22 protein-coding genes and 1 riboswitch are annotated in these 21,837 nt (G+C 41.7%); of the genes, 4 read left to right on the forward strand and 18 right to left on the reverse strand.

Annotated elements, in window-relative coordinates; genetic code table 11:
* Window positions 1–2: 2 nt before the first annotated feature.
* The 4 genes from cobW to ABFY09_RS01455 form a co-directional block, all read right to left on the reverse strand.
* A complete protein-coding gene (cobW, locus tag ABFY09_RS01440) occupies window positions 3–1,082 on the reverse strand; it encodes a cobalamin biosynthesis protein CobW (protein WP_347982513.1) in 1,080 nt (359 codons plus the stop codon).
* Window positions 1,083–1,084: 2 nt separating this feature from the next.
* Window positions 1,085–1,876, reverse strand: coding sequence for a precorrin-4 C(11)-methyltransferase (cobM, locus tag ABFY09_RS01445; RefSeq protein WP_347982514.1), 792 nt, complete (start codon window positions 1,874–1,876; stop codon window positions 1,085–1,087).
* 33 nt (window positions 1,877–1,909) lie between these two features.
* The gene (gene cobJ / locus ABFY09_RS01450) at window positions 1,910–2,686 is read right to left on the reverse strand and encodes a precorrin-3B C(17)-methyltransferase (RefSeq protein WP_347982515.1); all 777 of its coding nucleotides are present in this window, start codon (window positions 2,684–2,686) and stop codon (window positions 1,910–1,912) included.
* A gap of 119 nt (window positions 2,687–2,805) precedes the next feature.
* Window positions 2,806–3,171 (reverse strand): MliC family protein, encoded by a 366-nt coding sequence (locus tag ABFY09_RS01455; RefSeq protein WP_347982516.1) that lies wholly within the window; start codon window positions 3,169–3,171, stop codon window positions 2,806–2,808.
* A 249-nt stretch (window positions 3,172–3,420) separates the two neighbouring features.
* Window positions 3,421–3,593, forward strand: a riboswitch (FMN riboswitch).
* Between the two features lie 117 nt (window positions 3,594–3,710).
* On the opposite strand from ABFY09_RS01455, the gene ABFY09_RS01460 reads away from it, so the two are divergent.
* Entirely contained in the window at window positions 3,711–4,202 is a 492-nt protein-coding gene (locus tag ABFY09_RS01460) for a 6,7-dimethyl-8-ribityllumazine synthase (protein ID WP_347982517.1), read from the forward strand.
* Window positions 4,203–4,299: 97 nt separating this feature from the next.
* Here ABFY09_RS01460 and ABFY09_RS01465 read toward each other — a convergent pair whose 3' ends face one another.
* On the reverse strand, window positions 4,300–4,539 hold the full coding sequence (locus ABFY09_RS01465; RefSeq protein WP_347982518.1) for a hypothetical protein: 240 nt from the start codon (window positions 4,537–4,539) through the stop codon (window positions 4,300–4,302).
* The gene (locus ABFY09_RS01470; RefSeq protein WP_347982519.1) at window positions 4,536–4,790 is read right to left on the reverse strand and encodes a hypothetical protein; all 255 of its coding nucleotides are present in this window, start codon (window positions 4,788–4,790) and stop codon (window positions 4,536–4,538) included. The genes ABFY09_RS01465 and ABFY09_RS01470 overlap by 4 nt, the downstream gene beginning before the upstream one ends.
* Before the next feature lie 445 nt (window positions 4,791–5,235).
* Between ABFY09_RS01470 and ABFY09_RS01475 the strand changes: the two genes are divergently transcribed.
* Entirely contained in the window at window positions 5,236–6,729 is a 1,494-nt protein-coding gene (locus ABFY09_RS01475; protein ID WP_347982520.1) for a methyl-accepting chemotaxis protein, read from the forward strand.
* A 59-nt stretch (window positions 6,730–6,788) separates the two neighbouring features.
* Here the strand turns inward: ABFY09_RS01475 and ABFY09_RS01480 are convergent, their stop codons facing one another.
* Window positions 6,789–6,944: a DUF2496 domain-containing protein gene (locus ABFY09_RS01480; protein WP_347982521.1), complete on the reverse strand. Its 156-nt coding sequence runs from the start codon at window positions 6,942–6,944 to the stop codon at window positions 6,789–6,791.
* 142 nt (window positions 6,945–7,086) lie between these two features.
* On the opposite strand from ABFY09_RS01480, the gene ABFY09_RS01485 reads away from it, so the two are divergent.
* Together ABFY09_RS01485 and ABFY09_RS01490 are read left to right on the forward strand one after the other, a co-directional pair.
* Window positions 7,087–7,734: a thiopurine S-methyltransferase gene (locus ABFY09_RS01485; RefSeq protein WP_347982522.1), complete on the forward strand. Its 648-nt coding sequence runs from the start codon at window positions 7,087–7,089 to the stop codon at window positions 7,732–7,734.
* A gap of 159 nt (window positions 7,735–7,893) precedes the next feature.
* A complete protein-coding gene (locus tag ABFY09_RS01490; RefSeq protein WP_347982550.1) occupies window positions 7,894–10,158 on the forward strand; it encodes a YgiQ family radical SAM protein in 2,265 nt (754 codons plus the stop codon).
* 34 nt (window positions 10,159–10,192) lie between these two features.
* Here ABFY09_RS01490 and ABFY09_RS01495 read toward each other — a convergent pair whose 3' ends face one another.
* The 11 genes from ABFY09_RS01495 to ABFY09_RS01545 all read right to left on the reverse strand — a co-directional run bounded on the left by ABFY09_RS01495 (window position 10,193) and on the right by ABFY09_RS01545 (window position 21,832).
* Window positions 10,193–10,849 carry a hypothetical protein gene (locus tag ABFY09_RS01495; protein ID WP_347982523.1) on the reverse strand — a complete coding sequence of 219 codons (657 nt, stop codon included), beginning with the start codon at window positions 10,847–10,849 and terminating at the stop codon, window positions 10,193–10,195.
* 267 nt (window positions 10,850–11,116) lie between these two features.
* Complete coding sequence (gene der / locus ABFY09_RS01500) at window positions 11,117–12,454, reverse strand: ribosome biogenesis GTPase Der (RefSeq protein WP_347982524.1); 1,338 nt, start codon at window positions 12,452–12,454, stop codon at window positions 11,117–11,119.
* An 87-nt stretch (window positions 12,455–12,541) separates the two neighbouring features.
* Entirely contained in the window at window positions 12,542–13,675 is a 1,134-nt protein-coding gene (bamB, locus tag ABFY09_RS01505; RefSeq protein WP_347982525.1) for an outer membrane protein assembly factor BamB, read from the reverse strand.
* A 2-nt stretch (window positions 13,676–13,677) separates the two neighbouring features.
* Window positions 13,678–14,319, reverse strand: a complete 642-nt coding sequence (locus ABFY09_RS01510; RefSeq protein WP_347982526.1) for a tetratricopeptide repeat protein — start codon at window positions 14,317–14,319, stop codon at window positions 13,678–13,680.
* 58 nt (window positions 14,320–14,377) lie between these two features.
* Window positions 14,378–15,652: a histidine--tRNA ligase gene (hisS, locus tag ABFY09_RS01515; RefSeq protein ID WP_347982527.1), complete on the reverse strand. Its 1,275-nt coding sequence runs from the start codon at window positions 15,650–15,652 to the stop codon at window positions 14,378–14,380.
* Between the two features lie 9 nt (window positions 15,653–15,661).
* Window positions 15,662–16,774, reverse strand: a complete 1,113-nt coding sequence (ispG, locus tag ABFY09_RS01520; RefSeq protein WP_347982528.1) for a flavodoxin-dependent (E)-4-hydroxy-3-methylbut-2-enyl-diphosphate synthase — start codon at window positions 16,772–16,774, stop codon at window positions 15,662–15,664.
* 8 nt (window positions 16,775–16,782) lie between these two features.
* Entirely contained in the window at window positions 16,783–18,063 is a 1,281-nt protein-coding gene (locus tag ABFY09_RS01525) for a RodZ domain-containing protein (RefSeq protein WP_347982529.1), read from the reverse strand.
* A 1-nt stretch (window position 18,064) separates the two neighbouring features.
* Window positions 18,065–18,790 (reverse strand): hypothetical protein, encoded by a 726-nt coding sequence (locus ABFY09_RS01530; RefSeq protein ID WP_347982530.1) that lies wholly within the window; start codon window positions 18,788–18,790, stop codon window positions 18,065–18,067.
* A 42-nt stretch (window positions 18,791–18,832) separates the two neighbouring features.
* Complete coding sequence (gene rlmN / locus ABFY09_RS01535; RefSeq protein WP_347982531.1) at window positions 18,833–19,948, reverse strand: 23S rRNA (adenine(2503)-C(2))-methyltransferase RlmN; 1,116 nt, start codon at window positions 19,946–19,948, stop codon at window positions 18,833–18,835.
* Between the two features lie 145 nt (window positions 19,949–20,093).
* Window positions 20,094–20,501 carry a nucleoside-diphosphate kinase gene (gene ndk, locus ABFY09_RS01540; RefSeq protein ID WP_347982532.1) on the reverse strand — a complete coding sequence of 136 codons (408 nt, stop codon included), beginning with the start codon at window positions 20,499–20,501 and terminating at the stop codon, window positions 20,094–20,096.
* Window positions 20,502–20,677: 176 nt separating this feature from the next.
* On the reverse strand, window positions 20,678–21,832 hold the full coding sequence (locus ABFY09_RS01545) for an IscS subfamily cysteine desulfurase (RefSeq protein WP_347982533.1): 1,155 nt from the start codon (window positions 21,830–21,832) through the stop codon (window positions 20,678–20,680).
* Window positions 21,833–21,837: the final 5 nt, after the last annotated feature.

Here is a 21,837-nt window from a genome sequence, read left to right on the forward strand (position 1 = left end):
GATCAAGCACTCAAAGCATCGTTTAGAATGCCTTCAATTTGCGTTTTTGAAATGCCTTTACCAATGAACACCAATTGCGTTTGGCGAATTTCATCGGTTTGCCATAAACGATCGAAATAACGGTCTAAACGTTTACCAACCGCTTGAAAGACTTGTCGCATTGGTTTGCCATGAACGGCGGCAAACCCTTTGATACGGAAGATATTATGCTCTTCCAACAACTGAGAAAGGGTTTCTTGCAATAAGTCAGATTGCACTTCACCAAGGCTCACCACAAAAGAATCAAAATGGTCGTGGGCGTGATCGTGATGTTCGCCGTGAGCGTGATGATGGTCATGATGATTGTGCACGTCGTCAATTCGACTTTCTGTCGCAGCGTCGATGCCTAACAAAGCATCCAGCGCCACTTCGCCATTTTCAATGTAAGTGGTCTTCACGCTTTTTGGCACTTCGTGATGAATGATGCTTTGCACTCGTGTGCGAGCATCGTTGTCCAATAAATCGTTTTTCGTCACCACCACAAGATCCGCGGCGCTTAGCTGATCATCCAATAACTCTTGCAAACTTGGGTCATGATCAAGGCTATCGTCTGCTTCTCGCTGAGCCTGTACTTTATCTTCATCGTGAGCGAAACGACCGGCCGCAACGGCTGCGCCATCTACCACGGTAATCACCGCATCCACTGTGCAATGTTCTTTAATGCCCGGCCAATTAAAGGCTTGCACCAAAGGCTTAGGTAATGCCAAACCGCTGGTTTCAATTAAGATGTGATCGATGTCGTCACGACGCGCCACCAGCTGTTCCATCACAGGTAAAAACTCTTCTTCAACCGTGCAACAAATACAACCGTTCGCCAGCTCATAAAAGCCATCGTCACTGCGTTGGCCGCTTTCTTGCTCGTCGTCACAATCCAAAGGGCAAGAACGAAGCAACTCTGAATCTATGTCCAGTTCACCAAATTCATTTACAATGACCGCGATGCGTTTGCCTTCGGCTTGCTTTAACACATTAGACAATAAGGTGGTTTTACCGCTTCCTAAAAAGCCAGTTACGATGGTTGTTGGAATTTTATTAAGTTGCATGATTAACCCTGCTCTTTGGCGTTTTTGTTTTTAGGTTTATGTATTTTTCTGAAGATATGCGCTTGCCCTTTATCGTATAAATAAGAGTCTGCGAAATCGTCGGTATCCAGTACTTTTCCGACTAGAATCAAGCTGGTGCGAGTGAATTTTTTCTCACGGACTTTCGCGACGATGTCCGCCAAGGTACCAACCACATAATCTTGATCTGGCCAACTCGTTCGATAACATACCGCCACAGGGCAATCTTCGCCATAATGGGGAATCAGTTCTTCAACGATTTTATGAATGCGTGTGATGCCTAAATGAATGGCCAAGGTCGCGCCACTTTGTGCCAACGCGGGCAAACGTTCACGCTCTGGAAACGGAGTTTTGCCTTCATAGCGCGTCATAATGACCGTTTGCGATACGCCAGACAGTGTCAGCTCTTTTTTCAATAAGGCCGCAGAAGCCGCCACGGCGCTAACCCCCGGAATCACTTCATAGTCAATATCGAGCGCTTCCAAGCGACGAATCTGTTCGCCAATGGCGCCGTACAAAGCAGGATCGCCAGACTGCAAACGCGCAATATCTTTGCCCTCTTTCGCGGCTTGTTCGATGACAGCGGTGGTTTCCTCTAGGTTCATTTCAGCGGTATCGTAAATGGCTTCCGCCGTACCACGAACACTGTCAATCACTTGCGTTGGAATCAAAGAACCCGCGTATAAAATGACTGCGCAGCGTTCGATGGTTTTCACGGCTTTCACTGTCATTAAGTCAGGATCACCCGGCCCTGCACCAATAAAATAGACTGTCATGTATTATTACTCATTCAGTGTGCGATGGATTTCCTAGAGTTTTTTCGAATAGCCGCGAGGAGTGTAAATCCATTCTTTCTCGCCATTTACTATGTGTTTGGAATCTGAATTCCCCACACTTACCATGGTAAACATGTCCACGTCTTTGGCGTCTAATTCTCCCAGTGTCGTAAACCTAATGTCTTCTTCTGGTCTGGTTAATTGACGGCCAATCATCACAGGCGTGCTTGCAGGACGATATTGCAATAAGACATCACGGGCGTGATTCAATTGCCAATCGCGTTTTTTAGAAACAGGATTATAAAAAGACACAACAAAATCGCCCATGCCACAAGCATGAAGGCGTTTGTCTATGGTTTCCCAAGGGGTTAATAAGTCCGATAAAGAGATCGTACAGAAGTCGTGGCCCAACATCGCGCCGACTCGGCTTGCGCCCGCTTGCATCGCGGAAATACCCGGAATCACTTCAATCTCGACATCGAGCCACTCTGGGTGATTTTCTTTGCCTTGAAGCTGCAAGTCTAATAATTCAAACACCAAGGTCGCCATAGCATAAATGCCAATATCGCCACTGGAGATCAGCGCCGTATTTTTACCTTGTGCCGCAAGCGTAAGTGCCAAACGCGCTCGACCGATTTCTTCGCCTAACGGCAAATCATGGAAGGTTTTGCCGTCACTTAACTCACCCAGTAACTCTAAATAGTAACCATAAGCGACCCAGTCACTACAGGCGGTTAATGCTTTGGTTGCATTCGGCGCAACCAAACCTAAATCACCGGGTCCCATGCCCATTACAAATAACTTGCTCATTCATTCTCTACATATAACAAAGCGCAACCTGCGCGAATGGCGATATTGTACACGGATTGGACGTTTAACGAGATGAAAAGGCTGGAATTTTAAGTGAGAGATGTTCAGGTAAAAGCCGATTAAGAATCAACCTGCAACAAACGACATTGAATCTCTTTTACGCTTTTTGTGCTTAACACTGCTTTTTCATTTTGAATGACAAAGGACAAAGACTCTCCTAGGAAAGAAGATCCTGACGCACTCACAGCATGATTCAATAAGTGAGTTTTGTTTTCCCATATTAATTCTGCTTGCTCACCATGAAAGTAAACATTCAGCAACTGATCATCGCAGGAATAAACAGCAGCGTTTGTTTGCACCACATCCTCAATCTCATAAATTTCTTCCTCAATAACCTTCTCGTTATTAACGGAAGAACAAGCCACCACAAAAAACAGCATAGAAGCAATCAATGTGCTGCGTAAAAATAAGATAAAAGACATCATAATGTAGAACTCCTTACTTGCATTAACCCTTTGTCCCATATAGTGCATTTAAGCATGAATGGCTGCTTTATCTATCTTATATCGACGATACTTTTGAAATGTGTACTCTATAAGTAGGAATAAGTAACTTTTTGTTGCTGTTTTAACTTTCAGTCCAAATGTTTCCTAAATTCCATCACATTTACTCCTTATCTTACTTTGACATAATGCAACAAATAAAAGTATATTCAGCCCATCGGAAAATTCCGATTTCGTTCTCGGGGCGGGGTGAAACTCCCCACCGGCGGTGAAGATAACATGTAAATGTAATATCTAAGCCCGCGAGCGCCTTTACATCATTGATATTTCAATAGTTTAAAGGGTCAGCAGATCTGGTGAGACTCCAGAGCCGACGGTTATAGTCCGGATGATAGAGAGCGTGTCAGACAAAACCTATAACAGAGTCGTATTCTTACGTCGCTGTAGTAAGGTATGCCATTTATATGGTGTTTTTGCCTGCCCGTTCGCCCTGATTCACCTTATATTTATAGGATTTTAAAATGAATCAGAGCTCAACGAATCACATTGATTTCACACCAGCAACAAAACGTATTGCGATACTGCATGCAGCTTGGCATGAAGAGATCGTATTAAATTGCGTTAACAGTTTCAAAGATGAGTTAATTTCTCGCGGATACGATGCATCACTTATTGATGTCATTCCTTTACCCGGTGCTTATGAAATTCCCCTACAAGCAAAGCTATTGGCAAAAAGCGACCAATATGCTGCTATTGCAGCCAGCGCATTAGTGGTAGATGGCGGTATTTATCGTCACGACTTCGTTGCGCAAACAGTTTGTAATGCACTTATGCAAGTACAGTTAGAAACTGAAGTGCCAGTTTTAACCGCTGTTTTAACACCTCATAACTTTCATGAGCATGATGAACACAAAGATTACTTTAGTCGTCATTTTGTGAAGAAAGGAGCCGAACTTGCTAATGCATGCGATCAAGCGATTCAATTAACGGAGAAAGCCAAAGCTCTGCTTTAAGGGCTTTCACTTGTAAAAATTGAGTCTAGTTCCTTCCTCTTTAAGCTTAAGGAGGAAGGTTTAAAATGATACTGTTTTTACGCTGATCGTTTTATCTTCATTCAAGCACTCTTTCTTTCAATGCCTGATAAGCTTCACCTCCTTTGTCTCTTTCGTGACACAAACTAAGCATGTCGACTATAAAAGTCTCACGGCCTGTTGCTCGATTTGTTTCGATGCCTTGTTGTTGCGCTTCCGTAAGATTTTCATATTTAGAAGCGGCACCAAAGTCGCTGAAAAGTAGGAGCTCACTTTGGTTTATTACAGCGTTGTGCGTGTATAAATCACCGTGATTCACTTTTTTGTTTTGAAAGTGCTCAACCAATAGATCAAAGTGTCTCGCGCGCAAGTAACAAAGCTCAGTGGTTGATCAAGGTTTGTGTAGTCTTCTGAAATACGCTCCATTACTAAAGCCGAACAATTTGGCTCGGCAATTTTAGCCAAAGGTTTGACTAAACTATTGTCATCTTCCACGGCAAAACAAGCATCCAGCTCGTCTTCTGAGTAACCGTCGCTGGTGACTTCACCTTTAAAGACTTTAACCGCCACAGACTCAGGAAAAGCATAAACATTTTTTCCAAGCCGCTTGAGAAATAACGCCAGAGGCGCCTTGCCCTAATATATGCTGCCAGGCAAGACTCTCAGGCTGAACTGTTTTAAATTTACTGTGGTAGCACACTCAACACAAAACGAATTCCCCGAAAATGCGAGCCAAGCCAAACGCGGCAAAGTGAGTAGTTGGTTTGGAGGTGCCTTTAGTTGATTTACCGCAATACGAATAAACTCTAGACTTTTACATGCCTTTAAAGCCCATTCGTTTTTTTGATTTTCCTAAAAGTCCCCTTAACTCCAATGATCGTTTCAAAAAAACACAAAACAAATGCTCTTTTAAAGGTAAAATATATAGCGATTAAAATAGGTTCTCTCGCAAAAACTAAAGAAAGAAACACTCATATTCTAGGAATAAACAAATTCTCAAGAGGTAAAAAAGCAGATGAAAAGCCAAAGTCGGACATTAAAAAATGACCTATTCATTTATAAAATCTTAATGGCTCAAACCCTTGTTTTATTATCGAGTGGTTTAATTGGAGAAAAGCTTTTTTCCTTTACATTAGTCGCATCAGGTCTTTTAGTTGTCGCCACTCAAGCGGCTTATAGCTTATTCAAAGGAACGCTCACTTTTTCCATCATAGCTGGCATATTAATGATGCTGGTGTCCTCTTCATTAATCCAGAGTCAATTAGGATTAGTTGAAATGCATTTCCATATTTTTGCTTCTATGGTGGTTTTCCTAATTTATCAAAAATGGCAACCAATTATCGCAGCCCTTCTCACAACGGCTGTTTATCATATTGGTTTCATGTATGTTCAGATGGCAGGCGTTCATATTGGTGATATGCCAATTATGCTATTTTCTGGCCATCACAATATGGGGCTTATGATCGTCCACTGTGTATTCGCCATTGCCGAAGCTGGCGTTCTTTGCTACATGGCCTACTTAATGAGAAAAGAGTCCTCTGCTAATATCAACATTGCCTCTGCCGTTGAAAAAATATCAAGCAATAATGACTTATCTATTCGCATAAAAGACGCTAAGTCTCCTGCTGAAGTTTCATTAAATAGTCTACTAGAAAAGCTTTCTAGTTTATTCGCAGACTATCAAGAAATTGCTAGGGTTTTAGTAAATACAAGTAACAAAATTCATGAAATCAGCAAGGAAGCTAGCACAAGTGTCGAGTCTAGCAAGCACCGCTCTCAAGAAGTGGCAGCAGCTTCTGAGCAAGTGGCTCAGTCTATGAAAGTAGTTACTGAAAACACCACAAACTCTTCAGATATTGTCCACACTTTAGAACAAGACACAATTAAAGACAGTAAACATGCCTTAACCATTATGGAAGACATGAAACTACTAGCAAAGGACACAACATCGAGCTCTGATTCTTTACAGATGCTAACAGAGGATGTTGAGGCCATCACTCAGCTTCTGCAGTCTATTAGAAGTATTTCCGAGCAAACCAACCTACTCGCTTTAAATGCGGCTATTGAAGCTGCACGCGCAGGTGAAACTGGCCGAGGATTTGCTGTTGTAGCTGATGAAGTAAGAACATTAGCCCAACGCTCTAGTGAATCAACAGATGAGATAGAAAAAGTATTAGCCAATCTCAATACAAGTGTTGATAAGACTGTTAACTCAATGGAGTCCAGTAAAGAAAGAACATCAATCAGCGTTGAGCACACGCATGAAATTTCTCAAGGACTTTCCGAAAGAGCGAAAAGTGTTAGTGAAGTTGCAGAAATCAGCCAAGACATTGCAAAAGAAACGCTTGAACAAGACCATGTTATGACCGCTATTAGTGAGTCCATTAATGAAAATGCTCAAGACATTCAGTTGCTCGCTGAAAATATGATTAACCTTGCTAAGAGTAGCGAGGAGATCTATAAGGTTATTAAAGAATATGAAGTAAAAGCTGCTACATTTAAAATCTAATCCAAGATAAAACCAATCGACCATATTTTATGTAATATGGTCGATTCCTCTCTCCCTCTTCATTTTTGCACTTCTACCTCTAACTTTACCTTACAATCAGCCAAAACCAATTCCAATGCTTTAACAGCAACAGCATTGTCTACGTTATTTATTTCAAGCAATTCAATAAGATCCACAGCCAATTGAACATGGGCTGGCGCATTGTCTAAAGACATAATAAAACCACACTTAAAATGAAGTAATTGATATGTAAAAATAGCCAGAAAATGGCTTAAAAATATTGTCTAAGTCTATACTGGGATGAGTCTTATCAAAAGGCCCTTTACTTCATCACCTATTTTCTTATATGAGGTTACCGTGATTACTAATGACTTTTGGTTAGATCGATGGCAAACAGGCCGCATTGGCTTTCATCAAGAAGGCGTTGATTCAAAACTGATTGAGTTCTGGCCGGCGTTACCTAAAAACAGCCGCGTGCTTGTGCCTTTATGTGGGAAATCAAACGATTTGATTTGGTTGGCTGAACAAGGTTACCACGTAACTGGGGTGGAACTGTCGTCTCTCGCGGTGATTCAATTCCTTGGTGACAACGATTTTACCTATGAGACACATCAAGAAGACGAGCTAAAAATATACACAGTCAAAGAACTCCCGTTACGTATCATCGAAGGCGATTTTTTTCGCTTCAAAGAAAGCGGATTTGACGCCTGTTACGACCGAGCAGCAATGGTTGCCATGCCAAGTTCAAAGCGAGTAAATTATGTCGAACATACTGTCGCTCGCTTATCCCCACATGCGTTTGTATTAGTAATTTCCTTAAGATATGACGGCGATAAAAACACACCGCCCTTTTCTCTTGAAGACTCTGAAGTGAAAAGCTTATGGGGAAACCAAATTCAAAAGATTGCTTGTGAAGATTTAGCGCAGACAAACCCAAGATACACAGAGCAAGGCTATACTTTTTTTGAAGAAAGTGCGTGGCACATCCCACTTAAAAACGAATAAAACAGACCACGATATGACTGCCAAACAGGTATTTATATTAAGCCTGTCTACAAAGGTCTTTTTCTGGGATAATGCGCCACAATTTTTTAGCGATTTAACCCTGTATTCCCATAACGATTACTTATAATGTGATTGCTGTGCCGATACCAAGAGCGAATGATGATTAAACGACATAAAACCGCCAAGCAACTTTTTTCTTACCCACTGTATTGGGCTGAGTGCTACGGTGTTTCACCTTTCCTTCCTACTACACGTGAAGAAATGGACGCGCTTGGCTGGGACAGTTGTGACGTTATTATCGTTACAGGCGACGCTTATGTGGATCACCCAAGCTTCGGCATGGCGGTATTAGGTCGTTTATTGGAAGCACAAGGCTATCGCGTCGGGATTATTGATCAGCCAGATTGGCGTAACACTGACGATTTTATGCGTCTTGGTCGACCGAATTTGTATTTTGGCGTCACCGCTGGAAATATGGATTCCATGATCAATCGCTACACAGCCGACTTAAAAGTCCGAAACGACGATGCTTACACGCCTTATGGTGCAGGTGGTAAACGCCCAGATCGTGCCGTCATAGTGTATTCTCAACGCTGTAAAGAGGCGTTTCAAGATGTGCCGGTTATGATCGGAGGCATCGAAGCCAGCTTACGCCGTATCGCCCAATACGATTACTGGAGCAACGAAGTTCGACGCTCAGTGTTGATTGATTCCACTGCAGACATCTTGCTTTACGGTAACGCCGAACGCGCTATTATCGACGTCACTCATGAAATCGCCATGGGCAAAACCATGAATGAGTTAACCAGCATTCGTGGCACAACCATTGTTCGTGATACGCCACCGGGCGGTTTTACAGAGATCGATTCAACACGAGTGGATTGGCCGGGCAAAGTGGACCAAATTTACAGCCCTTACGAATACATTCCTGAAGGCAAGTGCCAAACCAAAGAGGAAGAATCGGATGTAATGCCGATTCGAGTCATTCCTGCGCCTTTACGTCGCGGGCAAAAACTTGACCCAGAAAAAACTTATATTCGTCTGCCTTCTTTTGAAAAAGTCTCTAAAGACCCTGTTTTATACGCTCATACATCGCGTATTTTGCACCTTGAATCTAACCCACATAATGCACGTGCCTTGATTCAGAAACACGGTAAAAAAGAAATTTGGGTAAATCCGCCACCTATTCCATTGGAAACACCAGAAATGGATGGCGTGTTTGATTTTCCCTATGCGCGCGTTCCACACCCTAAATATAAGAAAGCGCGAATTCCCGCTTATGACATGATCAAAACATCGATCAATATTATGCGTGGTTGTTTCGGTGGTTGTACTTTTTGCTCTATCACAGAACACGAAGGCCGCGTGATTCAATCCCGCTCTCACGAATCCATCTTAAACGAAATTGAAGACATAAAAGCCAAAGTACCGGGGTTCACTGGCCATATTTCAGACCTTGGTGGCCCAACGTCAAACATGTACACCTTGAACTGTAACGACGACGAGGTTCAAGCGTCTTGCCGTAAGCTATCCTGTGTCTACCCAACGATTTGCTCGAATTTAAATACCGACCACAGCCCGACAACAGACTTGTATCGTAAAACACGTGCCGTTGAAGGCATTCATACCGTGTCTATTGCCTCAGGCTTACGCTACGACCTTGCGGTAGAAGACCCTGAATACGTTCGTGAATTGGTGACGCATCATGTGGGCGGTTTACTAAAAATCGCGCCTGAGCATTCAGAAACCGACACATTATCAAAAATGATGAAACCGGGAATGGGAACATACGACCGCTTTAAACGCATGTTTGATAAGTACTCTAAAGAAGCGGGTAAAAAGCAACATTTGATCCCTTATTTCATTGCGGCTCATCCAGGCAGCTCAGATACGGATATGATGAACCTTGCTCTTTGGTTAAAAACAAATGATTTTAAACCAGATCAGGTTCAAACCTTCTACCCATCGCCTATGTCTCTTGCGACCGCTATGTATCATTCCGGAAAAAACCCACTTAAGCCGGTAACTTACAAGAGTGAAAATGTTTATACACCGAAGGACGCAAAACAGCGCACGGTGCAAAAAGGCTTCTTACGTTATCACGATGCAAATAATTGGAAGGATCTGCGTAATACTCTCATTCACATGGGACGTGCAGACTTAATCGGTAATGGTGCTAATAAGTTGGTACCATCAGCAGATAAAGATATTCAAACACCTCGTCGTCCTAAAAACGCCAAACCGGGACAAACAACAGGCGCTTCTCATATGTCTAATCGCCCAACAATGGCGAAAAATGCTGCTAACGAAAAAGCACGAGCAAAAAGAAATAACAATACAACAGCGGCAACAGGTAAAGCATCAGGTACGCCGACAAAGGGCAATACAACTAAACGCCGTAAACCAAAAATCAAATCCCGTTAAATAAGCACTTAATGGAATAAAAATACTTCATGCTTTAGCAGCATGAAGTATTTTTTTGCTCTGGTGAAAAGAAACGGGGCGTAGCCGCAAGTGAGTATTTTTTGCGCTTCAAACAAGCCAACACAAGCTCAACAGCTGATATTAAAACCAAACTATATCCAAAGGTCTCAATCCCCTCTTCCACTATATTTTTGACAACTCGTATATAGGAATCACCCATTACGGATTGCCAAAAAGATGAACGCCCCATTAATCTTGAAAAAGCTAATAAAGTAACAAAACCTGCCAGAAAAACCCCCGCGCTCGCCTGCAACGAATATTCAGTTAACGAAGCATAAGCCTTAGAAAGCTTACCTCGCAAGAAAGTAACCACACAGGCAAGAATCAATAAAACAATCACCTGCCAAGCACCATCAAAGACATATTGATCTAATAAAGCATCTGATTCACGGACAAACATCATGCCTAACAAAGCCGCAAGAAGCACAGACACAATATGAAGCTTATCGTCTAAGCGTGACGCATAGAAAAACAAGATACAGCTCAGAAGCGCCATCACGTCTTGCATGTATTCTGTCAATGAGTGTTCACTGTATTGAGCAAGAGCCAATGCACGATAGCCCTCTAAAGAAACAAGCTGAGCAATACCAGCAATACCAAAAAGATAAAAAAGACTGCGGAGAATAAACATAAAAAACCTCAACTAATGAAGCTAAGATTCTATTGAAAGGGTACAAAAAATACGACACCGCACGGCGTAATAACATGATTGTTACTGTCTTTATCCTGAAACAATCCTACATCTTCTCAAAGTGTCAAACATTGCAATACCGCTATTCCTTACCCTTATTTAAGATATGAAAGTGATGATATTCAACATAAAAAAAATCCCCAAGAACTTTCATTATAGAAAGTGCTCAGGGACTTAGTATCATGAACCTAATTGCAAAAAGAAATGCTATTTCTTCGGGGCAAAGGGGTTTTCAGAAGACTTAAACTCAAAAATAATAGGCGTACCTGTTATATTCAGTACGGTTCTAAATTTATTTTCGAGATAACGCTTATAACTGCCAGGTAATGAATTCGTCTGATTACCATGAACAACAATACGTGGTGGGTTAGATCCACCTTGGTGCGCGTATCTTAGTTTGATTCGACGACCATTTACCATTGGCGGCTGATGCTCAGAAACCGAATCTTCCAATATGCGTGTTAAGCGGTTAGTCGACCACTTAGAATAGCAAGACTCGTAAGTACTTTGAATTGTGTCATACAAGTCACCAACACCCGTTCCGTGCAAAGCTGAGATGTAATGTACTTTTGCATAAGGAACAAAACCTAAACGACGTTCAACTTCACTCTTAATGTGTTCACGTTCATCTTTTTGTAAGCCATCCCATTTATTAATCGCCAGAATCACACCTCGGCCAGCATCCAATACATAGCCGATCATATGCAAATCTTGTTCAACCAAGTCTTCATGGGAATCAATAACCACAATAACAACATTGGCATCTTGAATGGCTTGAAGCGTTTTAACAATCGAGAATTTTTCAACGGCTTCTTTAACATGTTTACGACGACGTACGCCCGCCGTATCAATTAAAGTGTACTCTTGATCATGGCGTACATAAGGAATGTAAACACTGTCACGAGTTGTACCTGGCATGTCATACACAACAACACGGTCTTCACCCAGCATGCGATTCACCAAAGTAGATTTACCTACATTTGGTCGTCCAACCACACCGATGCGAATACCACGAGACTCTAGATTAATCTGTTTTTTTGCTTCTGCAACTTTTTCAGCAAATGGCAACATAACCTTATCAATCAGGATATGAACACCCTTACCATGAGAGGCAGCAATTGGGTGTAGCTCACCAAGACCTAACGAATAAAAGTCAGCCAAGGCAATATCTTCATTAATACCGTCGGTTTTGTTAACCACTAGCGAAACTGGCTTATTAGATCGACGTAAATGATTTGCAATCATTTCATCTGCAGGGTTCAAACCATGTCGTCCATCAACTAAGAATAAAACGGCATCGGCTTCTTCAATGGCTAGCAATGACTGACGCGCCATTTTTTCATCAATACCTTGCTCATCACCACTGATACCACCAGTATCAATAACAATAAACTCGTGCTCTCCAATCTTCCCGTCACCATACTTACGGTCTCTCGTAAGCCCTGGGTAATCAGCTACCAAGGCGTCACGAGATCGAGTTAATTGATTAAAAAGCGTAGATTTGCCAACATTGGGTCTACCTACCAATGCAATTACTGGAATCATTTTTTTACCTATAAAAATACAAAGTGGCCACCATCCCTTTTGGAATGGTAGCCTCTTAAAAAATCGCTAAAAAAGATTAAAACAATCTCAATAGCTCAGCGCCGTCACATTAGAATCCGGCGTAAGAATAAATAACAGTTCACCATCTGCTACCATACGACTACCTGGTGGAACGTCATCATCTGCTAATTTGTATGCAATAACGTCACCAATTGTTACGTCAAGCAAGTGCACATAACCAGCTCGATCCATTACAGCAACATAGTCACGATAAAATTCTGGAGAAATTAAGTCTCGGTCGAGAAGTGTTGTGTTTTCCCAAATTTCTGAACCATTTTTGGCGTTTAAAAGAAAAACATTACTTTTCATATCGACGACAGCAAGTAGCTCATCTTTCAAAGCAAGGCCTACAGAGCTAGCAATACTTCTTTGCCATAAAGGACGACCAGTATCAATAGATAAAGCCGCTAACGTGCCATTATAAGCAATAGCATAAACAACACCATCTTTTACAACTAAACGGCCATCTAAGTCGCTCAATCGCTCAATTTCATAACGGCCTTCAGGTTTACCAACTTCATAAGACCAAATCAAGACACCACTCTGTAAAGAATAGGCGTTTAACTTACCATCAGCAAAGCCAGCGATTACTTTACCTTCCTCAATAATAGGAGCACTTGTACCACGCACAGTTAAGGGCGGCAAATCTTCTTTAGCGCGCCAGAGTATATCACCTGTCCCAGCGTCTAAAACGCTTAACCAGCCATCCGAAGTTTGTACCGCAAGTTTTCCAGCTGCATAAGCTACTTCCGACAACACTTCTGAACTTAGTTTCTTTTCCCATAATACAGAGCGGCTTTCTAGAGAAATAGCGACTAATTGAGCATCGTAAGTACCAAAATACAAAATATCTCCATTACGTGTAACACCAGCACTTGGTGTGTATTCCGTAGGAATAACGCGTATTTTGTTTCCCTTTTCTTGCCCTAACTCATAAAGACTTCCTTCATCTGTTGCGAAGTATAATGAGCCATCTTCAGCAACAAGATTAAAGCGTTCGCTAGACTCACCGAAGTTACCATCAACACCTTTTCGCCAAGTTTTTTTGAAACCAACTTTATTTTCCATTTTAGGGAGCTTTTCTAATGCTGGGCGAGCATTAGAGCAACCTTGAATCACTAACACAGCAAATAGAAGGGCAAACAAAAGAGACTTATTCATATTTAGCCTTTCACCAAGTCCTGAAGTTTAATATCAAGCAAAGGATGATTTACACCTGCAGACAATGCTTCGCTTGCTTTTTCATAAGCAATTCGAGCATCATCACGCTTGTCTTGAGCCAAGTAAATATCTCCAATAAGTTCTTGTTGTTGAACAACAAATTCTTCTTCCGATACTTTTTCTGCTCTCGCCATAGCACCTGTGTAATCTTCTTTCTGAAGCAGTAGACGAGCTGCACGGAGATGTACAATCGCAATAAAAGAAGCATCATCTGTGCTAGCAATCGCATGATCTAATGCAGCGATCGCTTCATCATATTGACCATTTTCAACCGCTACTCGCGCCAAAAACAACTGACCAAATGAAGCGTAACCAGTGTCACCGTAATCTTCAGTAAGCTGTTTAGCAATAAAAGTAACAGTTTGCTTATTGTCTTCATCACTTAAGTCAGCGGCTGCTTGCACCAAATTCTGATATAGAGCCGATGCTTCACTTGTGTAATTCGCTTGGTTGTTTTTCCAAGCCTGAAAACCAAAATAACCACCTGCAATAACAGCAACAGCGGCAATTAGCATAACACCGTTTTTCTTCCACCATGCTTTAAAGGCTTCAATTTGTTCTTCTTCAGTCTTTAATTCAGACACATCTACTTCCTCATTCAAGGCGTCGCCGATTCACAAAGCGACACTCTGTTAAATCACATTATAATTTGCTGTTGATGTATGAAACCACATCATCAAACGCGCAAGTTTCCTGTTCACCAGTTAACATATCTTTTACTTGGCAAACACCTTGATCCACTTCATCTTGCCCAATAATTAAGGTCAATCGTGCTTCTGAGCGATCCGCTTTTTTCATCTGATTCTTAAAGTTTCCGCCGCCACAATGACGTAAAACAACATAACCTGAATCCGTTTCACGTAGCTTCTCAGCCAATACAAAAGAAGCTAGTTCGGCATTGTCCCCCATGCTGACAATAAAGATATCTGTTGAGAATTTTGCTGCAGCAGGAATCAAGTCCAGCGTTTCAAGCAATAGAATCAGTCGCTCTATTCCCATCGCAAAGCCAACACCTGGTGTCGCCTTACCACCCAATTGTTCAACAAGGCCATCATAGCGACCGCCAGCACATACAGTCGCTTGCGCACCAAGATGGGTTGTCACCCATTCAAATACTGTCTTACCGTAATAATCCAAACCACGAACAAGGCGGTGGTTAATGACATAAGAAATATCATTGGCTTTTAGAATCGCTTGTAGGCGCTCAAAATGCGCTTGAGATTCTTCACCAATAAAGTCTTCAAGGTTTGGTGCATCTTGTAAAACGGATTGCGTTGACTCGTCCTTAGAGTCCAAAATTCTCAATGGATTAGTGGTCAATCGACGTTGGCTGTCTTCATCTAATTGATCTTTGAACTCAGTTAAATATTCAACCAATGCAGCCTTAAAAGCTTCACGCTCAGAAGCCAAACCAATGCTGTTCAACTGCAATTCAACGTGCTCAAGAAGCCCTAATTTCTGCCATAACCGAGCAGACAAGATAATCAACTCTGCATCGATATCAGCCGAGCTTATACCAAAAGCTTCAACACCGATCTGATGAAATTGACGATAACGACCTTTTTGTGGGCGCTCATAACGAAACATTGGCCCTGTGTACCATAAACGCTGCACTTGATTAAATAATAATCCGGCTTGATCAGCTGCACGTACACAGCTGGCCGTACCTTCTGGACGTAAGGTTAAAGACTCACCATTACGATCTTCAAAGGTATACATCTCTTTTTCTACGATGTCGGTTGTCTCACCCACACCACGTTTAAATAAATCAGTGCTTTCAACAATAGGAAAACGAATTTGTTGATAACCATAAGATTTAACAACGTCGGCTACTGTTTTTTCTAAATATAGCCAAACAGAAGATTGACCAGGAAGAATGTCGTTCATTCCTCTAATCGCTTGAATTTTTCGAGCCACTATGGATCCTTAATTTTTTACAATGATGTTGGCTAATTCCTGCTCTTTTAGGGCTGCCTTATCACGAATCATTTTTTCTAAATCATCAACCAAGGTTTCATTTTTGGTTTTGCTATTCGGCTTACCATCTTGATAAATGAGATTATTGGGAGAACCACCAGCCAGACCGATATCAGCCTCTTTTGCTTCACCTGGACCGTTAACAACACAACCAATAACAGCAACGTCCATAGGGATCACAACATCCTCCAGACGCTCTTCCAATTGATTCATGGTTTTAATCACATCAAAATTTTGGCGAGAGCAGCTTGGGCAAGCAATAAAATTAATACCGCGATTACGTAACTTTAAGCTGCGCAACATATCCCACCCAACTTTTATTTCTTGAACAGGATCAGCAGCAAGTGAAACCCTTAAAGTGTCACCGATACCATCCATTAGCAACAAACCAAGTCCAATAGAAGATTTTACTGTTCCTGAGCGTAAACCACCTGCTTCCGTGATCCCCAAGTGCAATGGGTTATCTATTTGGCTTGCAATTTTACGGTATGCTTCAACTGTCATGAAAATATCAGACGCTTTTAAACTTAATTTATATTCATGAAAATCTAACTCATCAAAATACTGAATTTGACGAAAAGCCGATTCAACCAATGCATCAGGGGTCGGTTCACCATACTTTTTCTGCAAGTCCTTTTCCAAGGAACCAGCATTTACGCCAATCCGAATAGGAATATTCTTATCACGAGCACAATCAACAACAGAACGAACTCGATCTTTATTACCAATATTACCTGGGTTAATACGTAAGCAATCCACTCCGTACTCTGCCACTTTCAAAGCAATCTTATAGTCGAAATGGATATCTGCAACCAAGGGAACGGAAACAGATTCACGTATTTTCTTAAAAGCTTCTGCGGCATCCATTGATGGAACCGAAACACGAACTATGTCTGCCCCAGCGTCTGCAATGGCACGTATTTGTGCCACAGTTGCATCGACATCACAGGTTTCCGTATTTGTCATACTTTGAACGCTGATTGGCGCACCACCGCCAACCGGCACATTCCCAACCATAATCTGACGAGAATGACGACGCTTTATAGGTGACTCAAAATGCATAAGAATCTCTACTTGAGCTCAAAACGAGCCAAATCTTGACGAATAAAAGAAGAAAATGCGAATTCCTCACCCTTATATTTCAAAGATGAAACGCCTCTTGCGTAGCCTAGCACGACACGATAAGGAGCATTGCCAGATAATTTCAAAGTTTGGCCTGCTGTTTTCACACCAGAAAACAAAATTCTTCCACTTGCGTCACGTATTTCTGTCCAGCAATCTTTCGCAAATGCAATATCAACATCATGCGTATAAGTTGGTGTTGATGGTTTCTCTCCTACAGGTTCTGGAGCAGGAACAACTTGAGTTGCCTTAACCACTTTATCTGGACTAACACCTGCATCTTTGAGAATAGCAACAGTCTCAGGAAACAAACCAGTAACCACATTACTCTCAGATTCACTCGCTACTTCAACAAGTGTACTAGGTGCAGAGTTAGCAGTATCATCAGCCTCTGCCACACCACCTTCATTTTGCACACTAGACTGAGAAGTATCAGGAGTAAGAACAGACTCTGTCACGTCACCTTCATTTTGCACACTAGACTGAGAAGTATCAGGAGTAAGAACAGACTCTGTCACGTCACCTTCATTTTGCACACTAGACTGAGAAGCATCAGGAGTAAGAACAGGCTCTGTCACGTCGCCTTCATTTTGCACACTAGACTGAAAAGTATCAGAATTAAGAAGAGGCTCTTCTGCTTGCGCTATTTCGGCAGTTTCATTTATAGGGTTTTCATCTGCAATAACAGATTGTGCAGATTCTGACGGCCACCAAAAAACGAGGAACACCAAAACCGCGACGATAACAACCGAGATAAAGGTGACGATAGGATCGCCCAAATGGGTTTGCGTGTTTACTTTATCGACAGGTTTGATTGTTGACTCTTTATTGTCTCGATTACTATCAAAAACATCTAAAATTTCCATTTGATTAAGACCAACAACTCGACAATAGCTTTTTAAGAAACCGCGAGCAAAAGCAACGGAAAGGAAGTGGTCAAAATTGTTGGCTTCAAGTGCTTTTACTTGATCAAGGGAGATTTTTAAACTTGTCGCTATATCTTGTTCTGTAAGCCCTAACTCTGTTCTTTTGGCTTTTAAGGTTTGACCAATAGTAAGGTCGCTTTCTGTTGCGTCTGTATCGTTCAAAGTATCTATTTTCTCATCTGTTGTAATGTTGCTATTTGTACCGATGACATCCATATTATTTGTTGTTTCAATGTTATTGGTATTCTCTGGATTATTTGTCGCTTCTAAATTTTTTTTACTTTCAGGAACATCAGTTGTCATTTTAATACCTTGAGCCATTCAGGCATGTATAAATACTCGTCGACGGGTACTTTGTAGGGTCAAACCCGTGTGCATTTAATTGCCACGACAGACAGTTGTACTCATCAAAATGAACCGATCCGCTGGTAATTCCATCACCAGATTGGATATTGTTAAGGATTGTTCGAGCTTCGATAATATTACCCCGTATTAAAACAAGATTGAGCTCTGTCATCAAACCAATAAGTGGCAATTCCTCAATTTCTTTTGCTTGTTTTAAGTAGGTCTCAGCCAAATTTACGTGATTTTGACGCAATGCACATCGAGAAAGGTTAATTTGCACAGATTGGCGTGCTACGAAAGTATTTTCACTGGCTTTCAAAAACACCTTACATGCTTCTGTCCAGTTTCTTTTCTGCCCCAGCAGCACACCATAATTGTTCAAAATAAAACTATCGTTTGGGTATTTTTCCAAAGCACTTTGATGAGCAGAAAAAGCCACGTCATACTCACTAACACTCAACCAATACAAGCTAACCAATCGCCAATAATCACGACCTTGATCAAGATCATCAATCTGATCTAATTGATTTTTAGCCATTCCAACCTGTCCCAATAGCAAATGCGCTTGAGCAAGTAACAGTCTTTTTTCTACAGACGCAGGAGGAGAATCAGGTAAAACAGGTTGATAAGCACAAGAAACACTGAAGAAACAGCACAATAAAAAAAGTAATCGAAATATGCGCATACTGACATCCTTGTCATGTATTCAATAATTTAACTTTATAAATTAGCTATTTATCTCTCGCAACTCAATGTATTTTTGACTACGGCGTGTTTTGTCATGAAAATCGCCAACCAATTGACCACAAGCGGCATCGATATCATCACCACGTGTCGTCCTAACCGTGACAGTGTAGCCAGCATCAGCCAATATTTTCTGAAAGCGACGAACACGATTATTCGACGGTTTTTCATAACCAGAATGCGGAAATGGATTGAATGGTATGAGATTAATCTTACACTCTAAATCTTTGAGCAATTCAGTCAATTGGTAAGCTTGCTCTTCATTGTCATTCACGCCAGACATCATTGTATATTCAATGGTAATGTGTCGCTTATCTGGCAAGTTAGCCAAATAATGTTGACAAGACTCAAGTAACTCAACGATTGGATATTTCTTATTGATTGGCACCAATACGTTACGTAACTCGTTGGTTGGAGCATGCAAAGAAATAGCCAAAGACACATCTGTGCGTTTCACTAATTCATAGATTTTAGGGACAACACCAGAGGTACTTAACGTCACTCGGCGCTTAGACAACCCATAAGCGTGGTCATGCATCATCAAGATCATTGAATCAACAACTGGCTCGAAATTCATCAAAGGTTCGCCCATTCCCATCATCACGACATTCGTCACTCGGCGAGGGCCATTGGGATCCATCGGACCAAAAGACTTAATGGCGATCGAAACTTGGCCAATAATTTCAGCGGGAGTCAGGTTACGGTTAAAACCCTGCTTGCCTGTCGAACAAAAGCTGCAATCTAGTGAACAACCAACCTGAGAAGACACACACAAAGTCGCACGGTCGCCATCTGGAATCAAAACCGTTTCAACACAGTCGTTCTTCCCCCCATCCGTACGAATAATCCATTTACGAGTTCCATCTTTGGAGATGTTTTGAGAAACCACCTCAGGGCCACGAATCTCAGAAATTGTCTCTAGTTTTGCACGCAGCGCCTTGCTGACATCCGTCATCTCATCAAAGCTCTCTGCGCCTTTTTGGTGAATCCATTTGAGCACTTGAGTCGCTCTGAATTTCTTTTCACCGATCGACTCAAAGAATTCAATCAATTTATCTGGAGATAAACCCAATAGGTTTACTTTTTTTGTGTCAGTCATAATCAGTATCGCTTGCTATGTTTTAGCATTAAATTTAAACGAAAAAAGCTTCTGAAAAGAGAATGTCTTTTCAGAAGCCTCTGCAAAAAGGCGGACTAACGTCCGCCTTCTCTATTTCGGATAGGCGATAAACCCTACCGATCAATTACTTACCGAAGAAATAAGCAATTTCACGAGCTGCAGATTCAAGAGAATCAGAACCGTGAACAGCATTAGCATCGATAGATGCTGCGTAATCTGCACGCAAAGTACCAGCAGCCGCTTCTTTAGGGTTAGTTGCACCCATTAGTTCACGGTGACGAAGAACAGCGCCTTCACCTTCAAGAACAGAAACAACAACAGAACCAGACGTCATGAAAGCAACTAAGTCTTTGTAGAATGGACGCTCTTTGTGCTCAGCGTAAAAACCGCCAGCCAATTCGTCATCCAGTTGAATCATTTTTGCTTCAACAATTTTAAAACCAGCACGCTCAAAACGAGTGTAAATTTCGCCAATTACGTTTTTCGCAACAGCATCAGGCTTAATGATAGATAGAGTACGTTCTAACGCCATGATATAACTCCAAATTAGATTTTAAAGGGCGATGACTAGCATAGTGATATGCCATAAAAGCCATGACCCAGGACATAAAAGTTTAGCGCGTGGATTATACGCACCAATTGATTAAAATTGTATGCTCAAAACAAGATTATTTACGTCTTACAACATAAAAACTTCTTTTATCCTTTTTACTTTAGAGATCTCAACTTGGAGACAGCAGTTTTAATCGTCTCAGCGGCAAAATCTATCTCTTCTTCTGAAGTAAAACGCCCAACAGAAAGACGTAAAGAGCTATGAGCCAATTCATCATTTAAGCCAACCGCACGTAATACATAAGACGGCTCTAAGCTAGCCGATGTACAAGCAGAACCAGAAGAAACCGCAACATCACTTAATGACATCAAGAGGACTTCGCCATCTACATCAGCAAAGCCAACATTAATCACACCAGCAACACGGTTTTCTGAGTCACCATTTAAATGAACACCAGGCAACTCATTTAGAGAGGACAATAAACGCTCACGCAATGCTTTAATACGGATGCAATCTTCCTGCATATCTTCCGCTGCAATGCGATACGCCTCTCCCATACCAACAATTTGGTGTGTCGCCAATGTGCCTGAACGCATACCGCGCTCGTGTCCACCACCATGAATCTGTGCTTCTAATTTGATTTTTGGCGAACGTCGAACATACAAAGCACCAATACCTTTTGGCCCATAAGTCTTGTGTGCAGTAAGAGACATTAAATCGACCTTCATAGCATTGACATCAATTGTAACCTTACCTGTTGTTTGAGCAGCATCCACATGCAAGAAAATACGGCGAGAAGATGTCATTTCACCAATGGCAGCGATGTCCGTCAAAACTCCTAATTCATTATTGCCGTGCATCAAGGACACAAGAATTGTATCTTCTTGTAGAGCCTCAGCCACTTGATCAGGAGAAATAACACCATGCTCATCAGGCTGAAGATAAGTTACTTCAAAGCCCTCTTTTTCCAACTGTTTGCAAGGATCAAGTACAGCTTTGTGCTCAATCATAGAAGTAATGATATGACGACCTTTTTGGCGATAGGCATAAGCAATGCCTTTTAACGCAAGATTATTTGCTTCGGTCGCGCCTGATGTCCAAACGATTTCACGAGAGTCCGCATTAATAAGATTCGCCACTTGTAACCTAGCTTCTTCGACCGCTTCTTCTGCACGCCAACCAAAAAGATGAGAGCGGGACGCTGGATTACCAAAATTGCCATCTTGCGTTAAGCAAGTCATCATTTTTTCAGCAACCCTTGGATCTACCGGTGTTGTAGCAGAATTATCTAGGTAAACTGGGGTCTTCATTTACA

It is taken from the genome of Marinomonas sp. 5E14-1, from assembly GCF_039939215.1.
In the GTDB taxonomy this organism is placed as follows: domain Bacteria; phylum Pseudomonadota; class Gammaproteobacteria; order Pseudomonadales; family Marinomonadaceae; genus Marinomonas.